Annotated in this window: 16 protein-coding genes; 13 read left to right on the forward strand and 3 right to left on the reverse strand. The window is 68.6% G+C overall.

Going from position 1 to position 20,671, the window contains the following annotated elements; all coding sequences use genetic code 11:
* The first annotated feature begins 101 nt into the window (after positions 1-101).
* The 7 genes from LC041_RS14410 to LC041_RS14440 all read left to right on the forward strand — a co-directional run bounded on the left by LC041_RS14410 (position 102) and on the right by LC041_RS14440 (position 9,422).
* Positions 102-1,370 (forward strand): ABC transporter substrate-binding protein, encoded by a 1,269-nt coding sequence (locus LC041_RS14410; protein WP_226533783.1) that lies wholly within the window; start codon positions 102-104, stop codon positions 1,368-1,370.
* Positions 1,371-1,374: 4 nt separating this feature from the next.
* Positions 1,375-2,334, forward strand: coding sequence for a carbohydrate ABC transporter permease (locus LC041_RS14415; RefSeq protein ID WP_226533784.1), 960 nt, complete (start codon positions 1,375-1,377; stop codon positions 2,332-2,334).
* Positions 2,327-3,220 (forward strand): carbohydrate ABC transporter permease, encoded by an 894-nt coding sequence (locus tag LC041_RS14420; protein ID WP_226533785.1) that lies wholly within the window; start codon positions 2,327-2,329, stop codon positions 3,218-3,220. The genes LC041_RS14415 and LC041_RS14420 overlap by 8 nt, the downstream gene beginning before the upstream one ends.
* 3 nt (positions 3,221-3,223) lie before the next feature.
* Complete coding sequence (locus LC041_RS14425; protein ID WP_226533786.1) at positions 3,224-4,282, forward strand: LacI family DNA-binding transcriptional regulator; 1,059 nt, start codon at positions 3,224-3,226, stop codon at positions 4,280-4,282.
* A gap of 41 nt (positions 4,283-4,323) precedes the next feature.
* Positions 4,324-5,505, forward strand: a complete 1,182-nt coding sequence (locus LC041_RS14430) for a Gfo/Idh/MocA family protein (protein ID WP_226533787.1) — start codon at positions 4,324-4,326, stop codon at positions 5,503-5,505.
* A 145-nt stretch (positions 5,506-5,650) separates the two neighbouring features.
* Entirely contained in the window at positions 5,651-6,238 is a 588-nt protein-coding gene (locus tag LC041_RS14435; RefSeq protein WP_226533788.1) for a TetR/AcrR family transcriptional regulator, read from the forward strand.
* Between the two features lie 16 nt (positions 6,239-6,254).
* Positions 6,255-9,422, forward strand: coding sequence for an efflux RND transporter permease subunit (locus LC041_RS14440; RefSeq protein WP_226533789.1), 3,168 nt, complete (start codon positions 6,255-6,257; stop codon positions 9,420-9,422).
* A 70-nt stretch (positions 9,423-9,492) separates the two neighbouring features.
* Here LC041_RS14440 and LC041_RS14445 read toward each other — a convergent pair whose 3' ends face one another.
* Complete coding sequence (locus LC041_RS14445) at positions 9,493-10,389, reverse strand: aldose 1-epimerase family protein (RefSeq protein ID WP_226533790.1); 897 nt, start codon at positions 10,387-10,389, stop codon at positions 9,493-9,495.
* A gap of 282 nt (positions 10,390-10,671) precedes the next feature.
* Here LC041_RS14445 and LC041_RS14450 point away from each other — a divergent pair, with 282 nt between their 5' ends.
* The gene (locus LC041_RS14450; RefSeq protein WP_226533791.1) at positions 10,672-12,744 is read left to right on the forward strand and encodes a DEAD/DEAH box helicase; all 2,073 of its coding nucleotides are present in this window, start codon (positions 10,672-10,674) and stop codon (positions 12,742-12,744) included.
* Positions 12,745-12,908: 164 nt separating this feature from the next.
* Here LC041_RS14450 and LC041_RS14455 read toward each other — a convergent pair whose 3' ends face one another.
* On the reverse strand, positions 12,909-13,448 hold the full coding sequence (locus tag LC041_RS14455) for a YaeQ family protein (protein ID WP_226533792.1): 540 nt from the start codon (positions 13,446-13,448) through the stop codon (positions 12,909-12,911).
* A gap of 50 nt (positions 13,449-13,498) precedes the next feature.
* Positions 13,499-14,545 carry an Rv2578c family radical SAM protein gene (locus LC041_RS14460; RefSeq protein ID WP_226533793.1) on the reverse strand — a complete coding sequence of 349 codons (1,047 nt, stop codon included), beginning with the start codon at positions 14,543-14,545 and terminating at the stop codon, positions 13,499-13,501.
* Positions 14,546-14,619: 74 nt separating this feature from the next.
* Here LC041_RS14460 and LC041_RS14465 point away from each other — a divergent pair, with 74 nt between their 5' ends.
* From LC041_RS14465 to LC041_RS14485, 5 genes are all read left to right on the forward strand, one after another.
* Complete coding sequence (locus LC041_RS14465; protein ID WP_226533794.1) at positions 14,620-15,549, forward strand: M15 family metallopeptidase; 930 nt, start codon at positions 14,620-14,622, stop codon at positions 15,547-15,549.
* A 152-nt stretch (positions 15,550-15,701) separates the two neighbouring features.
* Positions 15,702-16,865: an acyl-CoA dehydrogenase family protein gene (locus LC041_RS14470; protein WP_226533795.1), complete on the forward strand. Its 1,164-nt coding sequence runs from the start codon at positions 15,702-15,704 to the stop codon at positions 16,863-16,865.
* A 332-nt stretch (positions 16,866-17,197) separates the two neighbouring features.
* Positions 17,198-18,013: a GntR family transcriptional regulator gene (locus LC041_RS14475; protein WP_226533796.1), complete on the forward strand. Its 816-nt coding sequence runs from the start codon at positions 17,198-17,200 to the stop codon at positions 18,011-18,013.
* Between the two features lie 37 nt (positions 18,014-18,050).
* The gene (locus tag LC041_RS14480; protein WP_226533797.1) at positions 18,051-19,070 is read left to right on the forward strand and encodes an NAD(P)-dependent oxidoreductase; all 1,020 of its coding nucleotides are present in this window, start codon (positions 18,051-18,053) and stop codon (positions 19,068-19,070) included.
* Positions 19,067-20,662, forward strand: coding sequence for an FGGY family carbohydrate kinase (locus tag LC041_RS14485; RefSeq protein WP_226533798.1), 1,596 nt, complete (start codon positions 19,067-19,069; stop codon positions 20,660-20,662). Before LC041_RS14480 ends, LC041_RS14485 begins: the two co-directional genes overlap by 4 nt.
* The last annotated feature ends 9 nt before the right edge of the window (positions 20,663-20,671 follow it).

Here is a 20,671-nt window from a genome sequence, read left to right on the forward strand (position 1 = left end):
GTTGCGGGGTGGGGAGGGGCGAGGTAGCCTCCTTGTTAATCGATTCACGCTAAACGATTAACAGCCTAATTCCGCACTCGTCACTGTCGAAGGAGACACCGATGCCCCGTACGACCCGCCGCGCTCTGGGCGCCCTCGCCGCATCAGCGGCTGCCGTCCTCGCTCTCAGCGCCTGCTCCTCCGCGACCGCGGGGGAGAGCTCCGACGGCGACGTCACCCTCAGCTACGCCATATGGGACGAGAACCAGAAGCCCGCGATGGAGGACATCGCCGCGGCGTTCACGAAGGAGCACCCGAACGTCACGATCGACATCCAGGTGACCCCGTACAAGGAGTACTTCACCAAGCTGCAGACCGCTGCGACGGGCGGCTCGGCGGCCGACGTCTTCTGGATGAACGGTCCGAACTTCCAGCTGTACGCCTCGAACGGGCAGCTCGCACCGCTCGACGACGGCGGCATCGACACCGCGGACTACCCCGAGGGTCTGATCGACCTGTACACGTACGACGGCACGCTCTACGGCGCTCCGAAGGACTTCGACACCGTCGCGCTCTGGTACAACAAGGCGCTGTTCGACGCCGCCGGGGTGGAGTACCCCTCGGCGGGGTGGACGTGGGAGGACTTCGCCGCGGCCGCGGCGAAGCTCACAGACCCCGCGAAGGGGCAGTTCGGCGTCGCAGCCAGTCAGTACGGCCAGGAGAACTTCTACAACTCGATCGCCCAGGCGGGTGGGGAAGTCATCTCCGCCGACGGGACCGAGAGCGGATACGGCACGCCCGAAGCGCTCGCGGGCATCGAGCTGTGGACCGACCTGATCGCAGCCGGCTCCTCGCCCACGGCACAGCAGATGACCGACACCAACCCCGAGGACTTCTTCCTCTCGGGCAAGGTCGCCATGTTCCAGAACGGATCGTGGGCGGCCATCGCCTACGCGGACAATGCCGACATCGCCGACACCGTCGATGTGGCACCGCTGCCCGCCGGTGCCGAAGGCAACCAGAGCGTGATCCACGGTGTCGGAAACGTCGCCAACGCGAAGAGCGCGCATCTCGCCGAGGCCAAGGCGTTCGCGGAGTTCGCCTCCGGGGAGCAGGCCGCGAAGATCCAGGCCGAGACCGGTACCGTGATCCCGGCGTTCGACGGCACCCAGCAGGCGTGGGTCGACGCGCTTCCCCAGTACGACCTGCAGGTCTACATCGACGCCCTCGAGACCGCGGTGCCGTACCCGGTGTCGAAGAACACCTCTGCGTGGACGAGCATCGAGAGCGAGGTGCTCTCCCAGGTGTGGTCGGGGGCAGTCACTCCGAAGGACGGCCTGCAGGACCTCGCCGACCAGATGCAGGCCGCACTGGACGCCGAGCAGGACTGAGCGGATGACCGTCATCGCGCCGCGCGCGGTCGAGACGGCGGAGCGGATGCCGGAGTCGCAGGACTCCGGTGTCCGTCGCCGCCGTCGGAGCCCCGGAGCCTCGCCCTGGTGGGCGCTGGTCTTCCTCGGGCCGACCGCGCTGGGCATCGCCGTGTTCTACCTGTGGCCGACCGTCCGGACCCTCATCATCTCGTTCACGAAGTCGGGCCCGTTCGGGGGATCCGAGTGGGTGGGCATCGAGAACTACGCGCGTCTGTTCCAGGATCCCGAGCTGATCGGAGCCCTTCGCAACACCGCGATCTACACGGTCATCGCGCTCATCGGCATCCCGCTCGCGGTCGGCATCGCCGCCCTGCTGAACACCGCCGGGCTCAAGGGCCGCAGTGCCTACCGCACGCTCTACTTCATCCCCGTCGTCACGATGCCGGCCGCCATCGCGCTGGTGTGGCGCATGATCTACAACGGCGACTACGGGGTGCTCAACGCCGCGCTCGGAGCTGTCGGCATCGAGGGGCGCAGCTGGCTCACCGACCCGAACACCGCGTTGGTCGCCATTGCCGTCGTCGGGATCTGGGCGGGGCTCGGGACCAACATCGTCATCTTCCTCGCCGGACTCCAGGGCATCCCCGACACGATCATGGAGGCTGCCGATCTCGACGGCGCTGGCCCCGTGCGCAAGTTCTTCTCGATCACGATCCCGCTGCTGTCGCCGTCGATCTTCTTCGTCAGCGTGATCAGCGTGATCGGGGCGCTGCAGGTGTTCGACCTCATCTACATGATGCTCGGCCGCAGCAACCCCGCGATGCCGAACACCCGCACCGTCGTCTATCTCTTCTACGAAGCGGGCTTCCTCGACAACGACCGCGGCTATGCGGCCGCCGTCGCCTTCCTGCTGCTCGTGATCATCCTGATCCTCACGATCGTGCAGTTCCGTCTGCAGAAGAAGTGGGTGCACTATGAGTGACGTCTCGCTCGATACGCGCGCCGTGGTCGGCGCTCCCGCCGGTCGCCCGGGCACGCGTGCCGGGAAGCCGAGGAATCGCGGACTCTGGATCGTGCACCTCGTGCTCCTCGTCGGCGCCGTGCTGATGGTCTTCCCGTTCGTCTGGCAGCTGCTGACCTCGTTCAAGACGCTGTCGGACTCGGTGCAGGTGCCGCCGTCGTTCCTGCCGCGCGAATGGGTGTTCACGAACTTCGCCGAGGTGTTCGACTCGATGCCGTTCGGGCAGATGTTCCTGAACTCCGTGCTCCTCACGGTCGGGCGCACGGTCGGACAGGTGGTGCTGTGCACGATGGCGGGCTACGCGTTCGCGCGCATCCCGTTCCCCGGCCGCAACGCCCTGTTCGTGGTGTTCCTCTCGGTGCTGATGGTTCCGTCGCAGCTCTACCTGCTGCCGCAGTACGAGATCATCCAGTCGCTGGGGTGGCTCAATACCCTGCAGGCGCTCATCGTGCCCGGAATCTTCAGCGCATTCGGCACCTTTCTGATGAGGCAGTTCTTCATGTCGATGCCCGCCGAGCTCGAGGAGGCCGCGCGCATCGACGGAGCGAATCCGTGGCAGACCTTCTGGCGGATCATGGTTCCGCTCGCGAAGCCTGGCATCATCGCACTTGTGGTGTTCACCGTGCTGTGGTCCTGGAACGATCTGCTCTGGCCGTTGATCGTGACGACCGACCCCGCGAAGATGCCGCTGTCGGTCGGCCTCTCGCAGCTGGTCGGCATCCACGGCACCGACTATCCGGTGCTGATGGCGGGTGCGCTGCTGGCGACGCTCCCGATGCTGGTGACCTTCATGATCCTGCAGCGGCAGTTCATCCAGGGCATCGCGTTCAGCGGATCGAAGGGCTGAGACATGGCGAAGAGCGAGCACCAGACGCCTCGGCGCCCGACCCTGCGCATGGTGGCCGAACGGGCCGGGGTGTCGACGGCGACCGTGTCGTACGTGTTCTCCGGGCGGGCAGGGGCGGCATCGGGCGCCGGCGTCGCCGAGGCCACGGCCGCGCGGGTGCTGGCCGCGGCCGACGAGCTCAACTACCGGCCGAACAGCGCGGCGCGGGCGATCCGCACGGGACGCAGCGGCATGGTGCAGCTCTCCTTGCACATGCTCAGCGACCCGTGGTCCCTGGCGGTGGCCGACGCGGTGAATGCCGAGGCGAACAAGCACGGACTCACCACCCTGATCCTCGCGGACGGCGACTGGCACGCCGCTCTCGACCGCGTCGAGAGCGACGTGGCGTACCTGGACGGGGTCGGGCTCGACGAGACGGCACGGCAGAACCTCGCCGACCTCGTGCGGCGCGGGCAGCGCCTGGTGGTGTTCTCCGAGCACCTCGAACCCGAGGGCTTCGACGTGATCCGCTCCGACGCGATCCCCGGATGTGAGATCGCGATGGACCATCTGTTGGAGAAGCACACCGCGATTGGATGCATCGCCGCAGAGGGAGCAGTGCGCCTCGCCGGCGAACAGCTCACCCGCTACACGCCCTACGTCGAGAAGCTCGCAGCCGCCGGTATCGAGCCCGACCCCGCCTGGACCGTGACGTACGCCGACACTCAGGCGAGCGCGTTCACGGCGGCGGTCGAGTTGCTGTCGGGTGAGAACCGGCCGCGGGCCGTGTACGCGACGACCGACTTCGCCGCGATCGCCGCGATCAACGCCGCGCACATGCTCGGCCTGCGGGTGCCGCACGACGTCGCGGTGGTGGGGGTCGGCAACACCCCGGACGCCCGCCTGATCGCGCCCACCCTGACGACCGTCGGCCCGACCGACTTCTACGAGAGGCAGGCGCGCATCATCGTCGACCGTGCCCTCGAGACCGACCCCACCCCCGGGCGCCTGCACGACTTCGCATGGACGCTCTTCCCCGGCGGATCCACCGACCTCGACGCCCCCACACCGCGGGCCCGTTGACCTCGGCATCCCGCGCAGACTCATCACACAGAAGGACCATCGTGGATCTCCAGATCGGCATCATCGGCTTCGGCGCGCGCTCGACCCTCCAGGAAGAGGTGCATCGACCCGGGCACGGATCACGCATCAGCGCCGTGTGCGACCTCGCCCCGCGCGCTCGTGAAGATGCCCGCGTCCTCGTGCCGGACGCCCTCATCACCGACTCGCTCGACGAGCTGCTGGCCTCGGGCGTCGACGCCGTCATGGTGCTCACCCCCGACGACACGCACGCCGCCCTCAGCATCCGGGCACTCGAAGCCGGGGTGCCGGTGTTCTGCGAGAAGCCCCTCGCGATCGATCTCGCCGACGCCGACCGGATGCTCGAGACCGCACGCCGCACCGGCACCGGGCTCTACATCGGCCACAACATGCGGCACATGCCCGTGATCACGCTCATGCGCGGACTGATCCAGAGCGGGCGCATCGGCCAGGTCAAGGCTGTGTGGGTGCGGCACTTCGTCGGCCACGGCGGTGACTTCTACTTCAAGGACTGGCACGCCGACCGTCGCCGCACCACGGGCCTGCTGCTGCAGAAGGGCGCGCACGACATCGACGTCATCCACTGGCTCGCCGGTGCCTACAGCGAGCGGGTCTCGGCGATGGGGGCACTGAGCGTCTACGGAGACATCACCGACCGACGCGACCGGGCCGGGGAGCGGATGCCGGACTGGTTCAGCATGGACAACTGGCCCCCCACCGCGCTCACCGGGCTGCATCCGGTGGTGGACGTCGAGGACATCTCGATGGTGAACATGCAGCTGGAGGGCGGGATCTTCGCGTCGTACCAGCAGTGCCACTTCACCCCTGACTACTGGCGCAACTACACCGTGATCGGCACCGAGGGGCGCATCGAGAACTTCGGCGATGTGGCCGGCAGCGAGGTCAAGCTGTGGAATCGGAGGCATGCGGGGGCGGCCGACGCCGACGAGACCTTCATCGTCCCCGAGGTCCCGGACGCGGGCCACGACGGCGCCGATGCGCTGCTCGTCGCCGAGTTCCTGCGGTTCGTGCGGCACGGAGGGCTGACGGCGACGTCGCCGATCGCGGCGCGCGAGGCCGTGGCGGCCGGCATCCTCGCCACCGCGTCCCTTCGGGGCGACGGCTCCGCGATCGAGATCCCGCCGCTGGATCCCGACCTCGTGGCCTACTTCGAGCGGGGCCAGGTCGAGGCCGCGTTGGTCTGACGCCCCCGGCGGTTCGAGTCGCGCAAATTGCTGGATCGGCGTCCCGGATCGAACCAGTTGCGCGATTCGAAACACCAGCCGCTCCCAGCATCCTCACAATCCGAAAATGTACAAACGTACATGTACGGATGTCCAAGGGGGCGGGATGAAGCATGGTGCGCGTCGTCGACGTGACCCTGAAGCACGCCGTCTCGAGATCGTCACCGCTGCGGCCGAACTGATCGTCGAGGTGGGCGCCGAGGCCGTCACGCACCGCATGGTCGCCGCCCGCGCCGGCGTGCCTCTCGGGGCGACGACCCAGTACTTCGACACGCTCGACGACCTCCGTGCCGCGGCCTTCCGCGCGCTCGCCGAGGAGATCGATGCACGCCTCGACGGCGTCCGTCAGACCCTCGCCGAGCGCGGCGTCTCGCCTCACACGATCGCCACCCTGATCGCCGACAGCATGGACGACGCGCACGCCGTCCAGGCCGACCGGGCGGTGGTGACGGCTGCCGTGCACGACCCGCGTCTGCGCGAACTCGCCCGTCACCTGTCCGACCGGCTCGTGGAACTCCTCGAGCCGACCTATGGTGAAGAGCGGGCCCGCGCGGCGATGATCTTCATCGACGGCGTCATGTGGAACATGCAGATCCGCGACGACCGCCTCGCGAAGTCCTTCATCGAGACCGCACTGGCGCGGATCCTCGGAGATTCCGTCTCCACACCGACCGCAGCGACAGCCACACCCTGACACCGAGGAAAACGCCTTGTCGAAACTCGCCATCCTGAGCCTCAAGAACCGTGCGCTCATCGCCCTCATCACCATCGTCGCGGCGGTGTTCGGCGGGCTCGCGCTCACGAACCTCAAGCAGGAGCTCATCCCTTCGCTGGAGCTGCCGGCGCTCGTCGTCATGACGACCTACCCCGGGGCTTCGCCCGAGGTGGTCGAGAACGACGTGTCCACGCCGGTCGAGTCGGCGATCCAGGGCGTCCCCGGGCTCGAGTCGACCACCGCGACAAGCACCACGAACGCCTCGATCGTGCAGGCGATGTTCGCCTACGGTACGAACCTCGCCACCGCCGAGCAGAAGATCCAGCAGGCGATCAACCGGATCTCCTCGCAGCTGCCGGAGGATGTGAGCCCCCAGGTGCTCTCGGTATCCATCGACGACTTCCCGGTGATCCAGGTCGCCGTGACCGGTTTCGAGGATGCCGACAACGCGCAGGCGGAGCTCGAGTCCGTCGCGATCCCCGACCTCGAGGACGTCGACGGGGTCAACGCTGCGGAGATCGTCGGTGGCGTCGGCCAGCGCATCAGCATCACCCCCGACATGGCGAAGCTCGCGGCCGCTGGCCAGAGCACGCAGGCCATCAGCTCGGCGCTGCAGCAGAACGGCACGCTCTTCCCCGGCGGGGACATCACCGAGGACGGGCAAACGCTCACGGTGCAGACCGGGGCCAAGATCACCTCGGTCGAGGAGATCGCCGCACTGCCGCTCGTCGGCACGGACCTCACCATCGGGGATGTGGCCAGTGTGGTGCAGGAGTCCGACCCGGTCACCTCGATCTCGCGCGTCGACGGCAAGGACGCCTTGTCGATCTCGATCACGAAACTGCCCGCCGCCAACACCGTCGAGGTGTCCAACGGGGTCGTCGCCGCCCTCGACGAGATCGGCAAGGCCTTCCCCGACGCCCAGTTCACCGTGATCTTCGACCAGGCGCCGTTCATCGTCCAGTCGATCGAGACGCTCGCGACGGAGGGGCTCCTCGGCCTCGTGTTCGCGGTGGTCGTCATCCTGGTCTTCCTGCTCTCGATCCGCTCGACCCTCGTCACGGCGATCTCGATCCCGACCAGCGTGCTCATCACGTTCATCGGACTTCAGGCGTTCGGCTACTCGTTGAACGTGCTGACGCTCGGCGCGCTCACGATCGCGATCGGTCGAGTGGTCGACGACTCCATCGTGGTGATCGAGAACATCAAACGTCACTACGTGGGCGATGCCGACAAGGGGGATGCGATCCGTCTCGCGGTGCGCGAGGTCGCGATGGCGATCACCGCTTCGACGATCACGACGGTCGCGGTGTTCCTGCCGATCGTCTTCGTCGGCGACATGGTCGGCGAGCTCTTCCGACCGTTCGCGATGACCGTGACGATCGCGATGGTGGCGTCGCTCCTGGTCGCGCTCACCATCGTGCCCGTGCTCGCTTACTGGTTCCTGAAGCCGGGGAAGCCGCTGCTCGACGAGCACGGCACCCCGATCGATCCCGAGCACCCGGATGCCCCGCCGACGCAGCTCCAGCGCGGGTACCGGCCGATCCTCGCGTGGACGCTGAAGCACTCCGGTGTCACGGTCATCCTCGCCGTCGTGGTGCTCGGCGCCACGCTCGCCGCGGCGCCGCTGATGAAGATCAACTTCCTCAGCGACTCGGGCCAGAACACCATGACCGTGACGCAGGACCTCGGGCCGACCGCGAGCCTGCAGGCCAAGTCCGATGCCGCGGTCGCCGTCGAGGACGCGCTGCTCGACATCGACGGCATCGAGCACGTACAGGCGTCGATCGGATCCAGCGGCTCCGCGCTCCGTGACGCCTTCTCCGGCGGTGCGGGCATCACGTACTCGGTGTTGACGGACAGCGATGCTGATCAGGAGCAGCTCCGTACCGATGTGCAGGACGCGATCGACGAACTCGGTGACGACGTGGGCGAGGTGGCCGTAGCCGCATCCGCCGGGTTCGGCTCGAGCGACATCGAGGTCACGGTCTCCGCGCCGAACGGTGATGACCTGCAGACCGCGACCACGGCACTCGTCGAAGAGCTGGACGGTCGGGACGGGGTCGGCCAGGTCACCGACAACCTCGCCGCCGCGCTGCCGTACATCGCCGTCGTGGTCGATCGGGAAGCCGCCGCCCAGCGCGGTCTCTCCGAGGTCGCGGTCGGCTCGATCGTGTCGAACACCATGCGCCCGCAGCAGGCCGGTTCCGTCGAGATCGATGACACCGCGCTGACCGTCTACATCGTCACGCCCGAGCCGCCGACCACCGTCGACGCGCTCAAGGAACTGGCGATCCCGACACCCCTCGGCGTCGTGCAGTTGCAGGACATCGCGACGGTCGAGCAGCGCAACGGCCCGACGTCGATCACGACCGAGCAGGGGCGTCGCACCTCGACGATCACGGTGCCCCCGGCCTCCGACAACCTCGCCACCGCCACGCAGTCGGTCAATGAGGCACTCGCCGCGGTCGACCTGCCCGACGGTGCCTCTGCCGAGGTCGGCGGCGTGGCGTCGCAGCAGGCGGACTCGTTCTCGCAGCTCGGCCTCGCGATGCTCGCGGCGATCCTGATCGTCTACGTGGTGATGGTCGCGACGTTCAAGTCGCTTCGCCAACCGCTGCTGCTGCTCGTCTCGGTGCCCTTCGCGGCCACGGGTGCGATCCTGCTGCAGATCGTCACCGGAGTGCCGCTCGGCGTCGCCTCGCTGATCGGGGTGTTGATGCTCATCGGCATCGTCGTGACGAACGCGATCGTGCTCGTCGACCTGGTGAATCAGTATCGGGAGAAGGGGCTGTCGACCGTCGAGGCGGTCAAGGCCGGTGGCGAGAAGCGTCTGCGTCCGATTCTCATGACCGCCCTTGCGACGATCCTCGCCCTGACCCCGATGGCGCTCGGCATCACCGGGCACGGCGGGTTCATCTCGCAGCCGCTGGCGATCGTCGTGATCGGCGGGCTCCTGTCTTCGACCGTGCTGACGCTGATCGTGCTGCCGACGCTCTACAACCTCGTCGAGGGCGCCAAGGAGCGACGTGCCGCGCGCAAGGCCGGTCGCGCGGATGCCGGTGGGGAGCCGACGCCGGATGCTCCGGTCGATCCCGTGCCGAGCGTCGCTTCGGAGTCGCCGCAGCTCACGCGGCGTGAGCTGCGCGAACGCGGGGACTGACCCCGGTTTCGAATCGCGGAGATGGCTCCATCTCTTCTCGGGAAGGAGCCATCTGCGCGATTCGAAGGGTTCAGCCGAACGTGACGCCCCAGTGCAGGGTCCAGGTCTCGTCCGGGGCGAGCCGACGGAGGCCGAGGCCGCTGTTGAACGCATCGGCGGGTGCGGTCATGGGCTCGATCGCGACCGCGAGGCTCTGTCCGGGATACGCGGGCGTCGTGTACACCTGCACGTAGTCGAAGCCTTCGCCCTGCCAGAGGGTCACGCGGCGACCGTCCGGTGCGGTGAGCGAGTGACGCACACAGCCGTCCGGGTCACGGGCGAGGTCGGTGAATCCGGTGTCGAGGGTGATGTCTCCCAGACGGACGCCCTCCCGCAGCACCGCCTCCGCCGGACGCGTCCCGATCGGAAGCATCCGTTCATCCGTCTCGAAGGCCGTCTCCGCGGGGATCCTCAGCACGAGGTCATGCGGGTCGACGTCACCGATCGTCAGGAACGGATGCGTGCCCAGTGCGACCGGTGCGGGGGTGCCTGAAAGGTTGGCGAGCGTGTGCGCGACCTGGATGCCATCGGGAGTGAGGGTGTAGGTCACCGTGGTCTCGACCAGATACGGATAGCCCGTCTGCGGCACGATGGTCGCCCGCAGCACGGCTTCCGTGTCGGTCTGCGAGACCTCGTAGGACGTGAAGCGCAGCAGTCCGTGGCTCGCGTTGTTCGACTTCGGCTCGGTGATCGCGAGCGCTCGCGCAGTGCCGTGGTCATCCCAGCGTCCGTCACGCACGCGGTTCGGCCACGGGGTGAGGACCACACCGGAACAGGCGGGAGTCGGCAGGTCCAGGGGATACGGCGGCACGAGGTCGATGCCGCCGACGCGCAGCGAGCGCAGGGACGCGCCGACCTGGGCGATCTGCGCATCCACCTCGCCGCGTCGGAGGGTGATCTGGGTGCCGGTGGGGGAAGCGGTACTCACCTCGTCATCGTACGGCCACACCTGCGGCAGCGCTCTCTCAGGTGCGTCCGGTAGGATCGGGCGGTCGGCTTCGGACACCCGCGCGTTGGCGTGGACGTTTTCTGTGTATGAAGTGTGAGTCCAGGGGCCGATGGTGAGCGTCGCTCGACGCGAATCAACCATCACATGAATGGCCCCGGCCGCTGACAGTCCGGAACCCCGCTGATCGAGTCCGATCGGCCGCAGGGTGCTCGCGCGTGCGCGCGGCGCTGTTCTCGTGCGAGAACATAGGAAGACATCGCAATGCCGAAGAACAAGAAGCCCAAGGGCGGACGCCCGTCCGCGAACTTCGAGCCGCGCTACGGCGCGAAGAAGACCTCCTTCCACGACCGCCACCACGGTGGTCCCGCCCGTGACGGCGCGCGTTCCGAGCGCGGCGGACGATCGGATGCAGGCGAGCGTCGCTCGTCCGCCGCCGGTGGCTACGACCGACGTCCGGGAAGCCGTAGCCCCGGCCACCGCGGCTACCGCCCCGAGGAGGCGGAGAGTGGTGCCCCCAAGCGCCGCTGGAACGCATCTGAGCGCGCCGGGCGCGACGAGGCGCGCAGCATCAGAAACCGCGCGGAGTCGGGTCGCCGCGATGCCCCGCACCACCGCGACGAGCGCCCCGGCTACGACGAGCGCTCCGATCGCTCGCGTTACAACGACCGCCCGCGCACCGGAGACCGTGGCGGAGACCGTCCGCGCCGTGACGACCGTGCAGGCACTCAGCGCCAAGGCTTCCGCGACAACGACCACCGCGATGGTGGACGTCCCCGCTACAACAGCGACCGTGGTGCCGAGCGTCCCCGCTACGACCGCGACGAGCGTTCGCGCCGCGACGACCGTGGGACCGAGCGCTCCTACGACGCCGACCGCGCCCGCCGTGCGTTCGACCGCGACCGTGCGCGTCGTTCCTTCGAGGGCGGCCGCGAACGCCCGTCCACCGGTGGCGCCTACCGCACCGAGCGTCCGCGTCCGCTGAACTCCGATACCCGCGGGCGTCCGGCGCGCAACGAGCGTCCGAGCCGCAACGACTGGAACGCTTCCAGCCGCCCGGCCTCCACGGGATCGAAGTTCGCGCCGGGTGACGACGTCGTGCACGAGCGCCTCGAGGCGAAGTCCGTCGCAGCGGTCGAGGTCGACGGCGTGAGCTTCGGCGACCTCGGACTCGGCTCGAACATCGTCGAGACCCTCGTCGGAATGGGGGCGGCCACGCCGTTCCCGATCCAGGCGGCCAGCATCCCGGCCGTCCTCGGCGGGCGCGACGTGCTCGCTCGCGGGCGCACCGGCTCCGGGAAGACCATCGCGTTCGGTGCCCCGCTCGTCGAGAAGGTGCTGCAGTCGCAGGCTGGCAAGCGTCGTGAGTTCGGACGATCGCCGCGTGCGATCATCCTCGCCCCGACGCGCGAGCTCGCGCTGCAGATCGACCGCACGATCCAGCCCATCGCCCGCAGCGTCGGACTGTTCACCACGCAGATCTACGGTGGCGTGCCGCAGGGCCGTCAGGTGGGCGCGCTCAAGAAGGGCGTCGACATCGTGATCGGCACGCCCGGTCGGATCGAGGACCTGATCAACCAGGGCAAGCTCGACCTCTCGGACTGCCGCATCGCCGTGCTCGACGAGGCCGACCACATGTGCGAGCTCGGATTCGTCGAGCCCGTGCAGCGCATCCTGCGCCACACGGCGGACGGCAGCCAGAAGCTCCTGTTCTCGGCCACGCTCGACCGCGAGGTCGCGGCGCTCGTCGACGAGTTCCTCGTGGATCCCGCGGTGTACGAGGTCGCCGGAGAGGACCAGGACTCCGGCACCATCGAGCATCGGGTGCTCGTGATCGAGCACCGTGACAAGGCCGACATCCTCACGTCGTTGGTCGACCGGGAAGGCAAGACCCTCGTGTTCGCCCGTACCCGTGCCTATGCCGAGATGCTGGCCGAGCAGTTCGATGATGCCGGCATCCCGGCGGTCTCGCTCCACGGCGATCTGAACCAGGCGAAGCGCACGCGCAACCTGGAGCGTCTGACCTCGGGACGGGTGAACGTGCTCGTCGCAACGGACGTCGCCGCCCGCGGCATCCACGTCGACGACATCGACCTGGTCGTGCAGGCCGATGCCCCGGACGAATACAAGACGTACCTGCACCGTTCGGGTCGCACCGGCCGCGCGGGCCGTTCGGGCCGCGTCGTCACGCTCATCACGCGGCAGCGCCAGCGCCGGATGGCCGAGTTGCTGGACCGTGCCGAGATCGATGCACCGTTCGAGAACGCGCGCCTCGACGACGACATCATCGAGGAGATCGCCGGCCGCATGCCGACCGCGGCCGACCTGACCGCCTGAGCCGGGCCGGTCACGAGCCGCGGCTGTTCACAACTCCGCAAAAATCTGTCGAAAGGTCCCGGGAACGCGGTTTCCGGGGCCTCTCGGCGTCGATTCTCCTGAGTTGTGAACGTCCGAGCGGCCAGAACGTCCGAGCGGCCAGAGTGGCCAGAGCGGCTGCGGAATCAGGCCAGCTCGTGCACGTGCACGGTCGAGGTGAGGTTCGTGCCGTTGAGGTCGAGGTAGATGACGCCCTCGGTCACGGTCAGGGTCATCGTGTTCCGGCGCTCGATCAGGGCGGCCGCGGTGTCGATGAAGCCCGGATCGAAGCTGTGGACGCGGAGGTCCTCGCGGCGGTGGATGCGCTTGTCCGCCCACGGCGCCATCACTTTGGCGGGGTCGCGGTGGGTGTACACGACGGTGCGTTCGGCGAGTCTGCTGCCGTAGTGAAGTCGCTCGGCGTCGGGCGCACCGATCTCGACCCACGTGGTGATGAGGCCGGTGAGGTCGCGCACGAGGACGGCGGGCTCCTCGGTCGAGGAGATGCTGCCGCCGAACGCGATGCCCTCCGCGAACTCGAGCCCGTAGGCGAGCACCCGGGTGAGCATGTAGGCGTCCGTCTCGGAGGGATGCCGCGCCACGCGCAGGGAGTACTCGTCGTAGACGCCACGATCGGTGTCAGCGAGCTGCACTTCGAAGGTGTGGACTGTGGAACCGATCGCCATGATCCCCGAGCCTACGCGGGTGGGAGCGCGTGTCCGACCGCGGGTGCCGCTCAGAAGAGCATCGGCTGTGGACCAGGTGCGGCTGTCGTGGCCGCCGACGGTGTGAACGTCGGCCGGTCGCGGCGGGGATAGTCGTCTTCGTGACGACCGTCGAGCCCGTGCATCCGGATGAGCGGACGTACGCGTTTCGCGAGCCACTGGCGGTACGGTTTCGGGGCCTCGACGGAGACCCCCGGGTAGAGTCCGCGATACGAGGAGACCAGGTCGGGTCGGTGAGCGTCGAGCCACTGGAAGAACCACGGCTTCACGCCCGGTCGCAGATGCAGGGCGCCGTAGACGACCCGGCGAGCTCCGGCCTCCTTGATGCGAAGGAGCGCGTTGTCGATCGCCTCGAGCGAGTCGGTCATATGCGGCATGATCGGCATCAGGAAGACGGTGACCCGGAACCCTGCATCCGTCAGGGCGCGCACGGTGTCGAGGCGGGCCTGCGTGGTCGGGGTTCCGGGTTCGATCGCCTTCTGCAGCTCGTCGTCGTACATCGCGATCGACATCTGGACATCGATGGGCACGCGCTTCGCAGCCTCCACGAGCAGGGGGATGTCGCGGCGGATCAACGTGCCCTTGGTGAGGATCGAGATCGGTGTACCGGACGCGGCGAGGGTCTTGATGATGCCCGGCATGAGCTTGTATCGACCCTCGGCACGCTGATACGGGTCGGTGTTGGTGCCCAGGGCCACGGTCTCGTGCTCCCAGCTTCCCTTGCGCAGCTCCTTCTCGAGAACGTCCACCACGTTGACCTTGACGACGATCTGCGAGTCGAAGTCGGACCCGCCGTCCAGGTCGAGGTACTCGTGCGTGCCGCGGGCGAAACAGTAGACACAGGCATGACTGCATCCACGGTAGGGGTTGATCGTCCAGGCGAACGGCATCCGCGAGGCGCCGGGCACGTGGTTCAGTGCCGACTTCGACAGCACCTCGTGAAACGTCATGCCCGCGAACTCGGGCGTCGTCACGGTACGGAGCACGCTGCTCCGATCCTCGAGTCCCGGCAGCGCAGCGGTATCCACGTCTCCGAGTTTCTGTCCCTGCCACCGCATCTCCTCATTCGAACAGAAAGACGAAACGAGTGCAAGGGACTCTCCGACATATTTTCGAATGAGACAATGGGGCAATGCCTGTTCTGCCGCACGCTCAGCATGCGGCGCCGCGGTCCCCGATCCGGGGACCTGCCCTGCCGATCGGCATCGCCATCACCGCGATGGGGATGCTGTTGTCGATCGTGTCTATTCCCGCAGTGTCGTCGGACGCCGCCCCGATGCCGGAGCCGGTCGCGGTGCTGCAGGTGCCGACGGTGCAGGTGGGGGCGACGACGGCCGCGGATCCCTGCGCGGACCCGACGGTGAAGCGGGCGGTCGCCGACGGCGACGACGCGGCCACGATCGCGGGCTTCGGGGGTGGACAGGCCTTTCGCGATGCGGTCGTCGCGGGCAACGCTCCCTGCGTCTCACTCGCCGACCCGGCGCGTCTCTGGGTCGTGGTGAACAAGTCGCGTCCGCTGGACCCGCCCGAGTATGAGCCGTCGGACCTCGCCTCCGTGCCGCTGCAGATGACGACGCTGTCCGGGCGGGTGCGCGCCGACGTGGCCGCTGCCGTCGGCGCGATGGCGGACGCGGCGGTCGCCGCCGGTGTCGGCCGGATCGGTGCGAACAACGGCTACCGCTCGTATGGGCTGCAGGTGTCGACCTACGACTCCCACGTGCGAGCGCAGGGACAGCAGGGCGCGGATGCCGGATCGGCTCGCCCCGGGCACAGCGAGCATCAGACCGGCTTGGCCATCGATGTGGTCGCCTGCGGTTCCGGCTGCGGAGGTCTCGACGGATTCGGTGCGACGGCGCAGAGTGACTGGGTCGCCGCGCACGCCTGGGAGTACGGGTTCATCGTCCGCTATGAACAGGTCGGCACGCCGGTGACCGGCTACGCCCCGGAGCCCTGGCACCTCCGCTACGTCGGGGTCGACCTCGCAGCGACCTATCATGACGGCGGTTACCACACGCTGGAGGAGTTCTTCGGGCTCCCGGCGGCTCCCGATTACGCCCACTGAATCGATGCGATCCGAGGCCGTTGCGGCATCCGACAACGACGACACCCAGTGTCATGAAATATGAGATGCATTCTCACAACGAGCTGTTTCGTGTGCGCGCGGAGACGTAGAATCTCCGGAGCAACGATGCACGAGACGTTCAGGAGGACGGCATGGAACGCGACATCTACGACGAGGATCACGAGGCATTCCGAGATCTGGTCAAGGACTTCGTCAAGCGCCACGTGACGGGCGAAGCGATCGATCGGTGGGATGCCGCGGGCGAGATCGACCGGGCCACGATGCTGGCGGCCGGCGAGGCAGGTCTGATCGGACTGTCCGTCCCCGAGGAGTTCGGCGGCGCAGGGATGCTGCAGGACTACCGTTTCCGCACGATCGTGATGGAAGAGGTCATCGCCGCCGGTGCCGGTTCGCTGGCAGGTGCCTTCGGGATCCAGGACGACCTGGCCGTGCCGTACCTCGTCCACATGGGGACCCAGGAGCAGAAGGAGAAGTGGCTGCCCCGCATGGCCACCGGAGAAGTGCTCGGCGCGCTCGCCATGACCGATCCGGGGGCGGGTTCGGATCTGCGCGGCATCAAGACGAATGCCAAGAAGGTCGACGGCGGCTACATCCTCAACGGTGCGAAGACGTTCATCTCCTCGGGCACCACGGCCGACGTCGTCGTGACCTTCGTCAAGACCGGCGAGGGCAACCGCCCCGACGCGTTCAGTCTGCTGCTCGTCGAGAAGGGCATGGAGGGCTTCGACCAGGGCAAGAAGCTCAGCAAGATGGGCTTCCACGGCTGGGACACGGCCGAGCTCAGCTTCACCGACGTGTTCATCCCCGACGAGAACCTCATCAGTGGCAAGGAGGGCCAGGGCTTCATCCAGCTGATGCTCAACCTGCCGCTCGAGCGCCTCTCCATCGGTGTCGCCGCAGCCGCGGCCGCGCAGGCTGCGCTCGACTGGACCGTCGCCTACACGAAGGACCGCGAGGCGTTCGGCGAGCGCATCGCCGACTTCCAGAACACCCGCTTCCGCCTCGCCGACATGTCGGCGACCACCGAGGCGATGTGGGCCTACATCGACCGCGCGCTGCTCGCCTACAAGGACGGTCGGCTCACCGCCGAAGACGCCGCGAAGGTCAAGTTCTGGGCGACCGAGCGCGAGTGGGAGGTGCTCGACACGGGCGTGCAGTTGCACGGCGGGTACGGCTACATCATGGAGTACCCGATCGCCCGCGCCTTCACCGATGCTCGGGTGCACCGCATCTACGGCGGCACGAACGAGATCATGCGCGACCTCGTCGGACGTCAGATCGCGGGTAAGCGCTGACGCTCGCTGCGGGATCGAAAACGCACCTCCGGAGGACTCCGGAGGTGCGTTTTTGGTCTCCGACCGGGGGGAGGTGCGGCGCACTTGTATCGGCGGAGGGGAGGCGAGTGTGAGCGAGCAGCGTGTCGGCGGGGCGCGAACAGTCGGGGCGCGGAAGGAAAAGCGCTGGTGAGAGGGCGAGAGGCGGCTCTGGAAGGGGCGTGGTGACTTTCTTTCCACTTGTCTCTTCAGGGGATACATGTGCTCGGGGATGATCGATACATGTCCGGACAGGAGTCGTCCGGACTCGGGGAACGACGAAGTCCCCGCCCCCGCTCATCGAAGAGGCCGGAATGTCCACGCTCACCATGCCGCTGCTCGACCGTACGTCGACCGCCCCGATCTGGTTCCAGATCATGCGCGCCATCGAGGGCGAGATCGCGCAGGGGACCTGGGCGCCGGGCGATCGTCTGCCCAGCGAGAGCGAGCTGCGTGAGCACTTCTCGGCGTCGCGGACATCTGTCCGTGAAGCGCTGTCGCGGCTGGAGAGCGCTGGAATCATCTCTCGGCAGCAGGGCAAGGGTGCATTCGTCGAGCGAGCTCAGGGACCGTCGGCATGGACGCTCCCCTCGGCCCCCAGCCTGCTCGGCGAGTACAGCGAGGACGGTCGCAGCGCCCTGAGCTCCCAGATCCTCCGTGCCGGTATCGAACCGCTCCCGTCGTGGGCGGCTGCCGTCGTCGGACGGGACTCCGCTGACGGCACGGGCTTCGTGCTCGAGCGGGTCCGCGCGGTCGGCGCTCGCACCGCCGTTCATGTCATCAACTATCTGCCGTCGCGGTTCGCCGGGGTGCTGCCCGAGCTCCGCGACCCCCGGGCGAGCCTGTACGCGGCGATCCGCAACGTGGCCGGGGTCCGCATCGCACGGATGCACCGCACCATCGAGGCGGTTGCCGCTGACCGCGCACTGGCCGGTCTGCTCGAGGTCGAGCCGGGGCATCCGATCGTCGTGGTCGAAGCCGTCGCCTACGACCAGGCCGGGCAGCCCATCGACTTCTCCCGCGCCTCGGTGCGGACGGATCGCCTGCGCGTCAGCGTCGACACCGGATTCGACGCGGCGGGCATCTCCACCGAGACGGCTTCCGGCCGCTACCCCACCGTCCTGCGCTGACGCGCCGCACACCCACCGACCATCGGGAGCCCTGCACATGACCGACCACCGCATCCTCGTCATCGGCGACAGCTACATGACCGCCGAGATCTTCACCCGCGCATTCGCACAGCGGGGCATCGACGTCGACGCCGCGACGATGACGATCACGACGCCGACGTGGGACACGTCTTCGATCCAGGAATATGAGGGCGACCCGGCGGAGGTCGCGCGCATCGGACGCGGCTACGACGTCATCGCGTTCCATGCGGCGCCGGTCACGGCCGACGTCCTCGCCGCTCTCCCTGATCTGCGCCTCGTCGGGTGCGCCCGCGGCGGACCCGTCAATGTCGATCTCGCCGCCGCGCGCGAACGGGGGGTGCGCGTCACCACGACCCCCGGCAAGAACGCGGACGCCGTGGCCGACCTGACCATCGGGTTCCTCATCTCCCTGGTGCGCAACGTGCCGGCGTCCCTGCGCGACGTCGATGAGCGAGTGGCCGATGGGCGCCCGCTCGCGGAGTCGACCTTCGAGGGCGCACGGTGGTTCGGCCGGGAGGTCAAGGGCCTGCGCCTGGGGCTGATCGGCTACGGGAACGTCGCGCGGCTGGTCGCCGCCCGCGCCCGCGCCCTCGGGGCGAGCATCACGGCCTACGATCCGTTCGTCGACCCCGCCTCGGTGACGGATGCCGCGATCGTCTCGGATCTCGACGCTCTGCTCGCCTCCAGCGACGTCGTGAGCGTCCATGCCCGGGCCACGCCCGAGAACCGCCACATGATCGGATCCGCGCAGATCGCGCGGATGCCGGCGGGATCGTTCCTCATCAACACGGCACGTGAATCGCTCGTCGACGAGGACGCCCTCCTGGCGGCCCTCCGCAGCGGACAGCTCGCGGGCGTCGCGCTCGACGTGAACGAGCCCGACGGTCCCTGGCGCGACCTGGTCGCCGAGCCGAACCTCATCCTGACCCCGCACCTGGCGGGAGCGACGAACGAGACCCTCGTCCGCGGCGCGGACATGCTCGCCGCCGAGGTCGAGAGCTTCGTGAACGACGGGAGCCTCCGATGGGAACGATGACCGACGTCTTCCTCGCGATCGATGCCGGCACCGGGTCGGCACGGGCCCTCGCCTTCGACCTCGAGGGACGACTCGTGACCCGGGCATCGCGCGAGTGGACGCACGCCGCCGTACCGGGTCACCCCGGAGGAACCGTCTTCGACACGGAGGGCGGGTGGAGCGCGATCGCCGGCGCAGTCTCCGACGTCGTCGCGCGTCTGGGGGAGCGGCGTGTGGCGGCGATCGCGGCGTCGAGCATGCGCGAGGGGTTCGTGCTCTACGACGCCGAGGGGCGCGAGCTGTGGGCCTGTCCGAACACCGATGGTCGCGCGCGCACCGAGGCGGACGAACTGGTCGCCGAAGGGGTCGCCGACGAGGTGTACCGCACCGCCGGCGACTGGGTCTCCATCACCGCTCCGGCGCGGCTGCGATGGATCGCGCGGCACCGACCCGACCTGCTCGCGCGGGCCCGGCACTTCGGCATGCTCAGCGACTGGGTCACGACGCGCCTGACGGGCGAGTTCGTGACGGAGCCGACCAGCGGATCGAGCTCCGCGCTCTTCGATCTCGGCGCGCGGAGCTGGTCGGACGAGCTGGCGAGCCTGGTCGGGGTGGATCGGGGCATCCTCCCTCTCGTGGTCGAACCCGGCGAGGTCGTCGGTGCGGTCACACCCGCGGCGGCCGCAGCGACCGGACTCGCCGTCGGCACGCCCGTCATCGCGGGAGGGGCCGACACGCAGCTGGCGCTGCACGGCATCGCGGCCAGGGAGGGCGTGCCCACCATCGTCGCCGGGACCTTCTGGCAGACCACGGCCGTCACCTCCGAACCCCTCATCGACCCCGAGCGCCGACTTCGCACGCTCTGCCACGTCGATCGGGGGAGCTGGATGGTCGAGGGCATCGGCTTCCTGTCCGGCCTCGCGATGCGCTGGTTCCGCGATGCGATGTGCCCGGACGCGGCCGAGCGCGGCCGCGCGTCGGGGACCTCCGCGTTCGCCGTGATGGAGGAGTGGGCGGCCGCGGTGCCCGCCGGGGCCAACGGCGTGGTCGCGACCATGGCCAACGTCATGCAGGCGGATGCCTGGCATCACGCCGCGCCCGCCTTCGTGGGCTTCGACATCAACGACGCCGCGCGGTCGTCGCGCGGAGCCTTCATCCGTGCGATCGAGGAGTCGGCGGCCATCGTGGCGAACGCCCACCTCGGCATCCTCGCCTCCCTCACGGACGGGCGGGCGATCTCCGAAGGCTCCCTGACCTTCACCGGTGGATCGAGCGCCGGCATGCTCTGGCCACGCGTGATCGCGGGGGTGACGGGCCTGGACACCCGCGTGACGCCGGCGCCGGAGGCCACGTCCTACGGTGCCGCACGACTGGCGGCACGCGGTGTGGGTGCGGCTCTGCCCCCGATGGAGGAGCCCGACCGCATCGAGCGCGTCGACCCGCACGAGCACGAACGGTACCGCGCCGTGACCGAGCGCTGGCATCGCGTGTATCGCGACGTGATGTCGATCTCGGGGCCGGACCTGCCCCCGCTGTTCACCCCTCCCGGTGCCGCCCGCGGCCCTCAGAACCTTTCGTCCCCCCGACTCTCGCCCGTCGGCCACGCCGGCTGACGACCACCA

This window comes from Microbacterium paraoxydans, from assembly GCF_020524545.1.
Classification (GTDB): domain Bacteria; phylum Actinomycetota; class Actinomycetes; order Actinomycetales; family Microbacteriaceae; genus Microbacterium; species Microbacterium paraoxydans_C.

What these genes read in the sequence shown, in the direction of transcription:
- LC041_RS14455 (WP_226533792.1), bottom strand. Translation starts at nt 13,448, where the DNA reads ATGGCGATCGGTTCCACAGTCCACACCTTCGAAGTGCAGCTCGCTGAC.
- LC041_RS14420 (WP_226533785.1), top strand. Translation starts at nt 2,327, where the DNA reads ATGAGTGACGTCTCGCTCGATACGCGCGCCGTGGTCGGCGCTCCCGCC.
- LC041_RS14460 (WP_226533793.1), bottom strand. Translation starts at nt 14,545, where the DNA reads ATGCGGTGGCAGGGACAGAAACTCGGAGACGTGGATACCGCTGCGCTG.
- LC041_RS14450 (WP_226533791.1), top strand. Translation starts at nt 10,672, where the DNA reads ATGCCGAAGAACAAGAAGCCCAAGGGCGGACGCCCGTCCGCGAACTTC.
- LC041_RS14485 (WP_226533798.1), top strand. Translation starts at nt 19,067, where the DNA reads ATGACCGACGTCTTCCTCGCGATCGATGCCGGCACCGGGTCGGCACGG.
- LC041_RS14410 (WP_226533783.1), top strand. Translation starts at nt 102, where the DNA reads ATGCCCCGTACGACCCGCCGCGCTCTGGGCGCCCTCGCCGCATCAGCG.
- LC041_RS14425 (WP_226533786.1), top strand. Translation starts at nt 3,224, where the DNA reads ATGGCGAAGAGCGAGCACCAGACGCCTCGGCGCCCGACCCTGCGCATG.
- LC041_RS14415 (WP_226533784.1), top strand. Translation starts at nt 1,375, where the DNA reads ATGACCGTCATCGCGCCGCGCGCGGTCGAGACGGCGGAGCGGATGCCG.
- LC041_RS14465 (WP_226533794.1), top strand. Translation starts at nt 14,620, where the DNA reads ATGCCTGTTCTGCCGCACGCTCAGCATGCGGCGCCGCGGTCCCCGATC.
- LC041_RS14470 (WP_226533795.1), top strand. Translation starts at nt 15,702, where the DNA reads ATGGAACGCGACATCTACGACGAGGATCACGAGGCATTCCGAGATCTG.
- LC041_RS14435 (WP_226533788.1), top strand. Translation starts at nt 5,651, where the DNA reads ATGAAGCATGGTGCGCGTCGTCGACGTGACCCTGAAGCACGCCGTCTC.
- LC041_RS14480 (WP_226533797.1), top strand. Translation starts at nt 18,051, where the DNA reads ATGACCGACCACCGCATCCTCGTCATCGGCGACAGCTACATGACCGCC.
- LC041_RS14475 (WP_226533796.1), top strand. Translation starts at nt 17,198, where the DNA reads ATGTCCACGCTCACCATGCCGCTGCTCGACCGTACGTCGACCGCCCCG.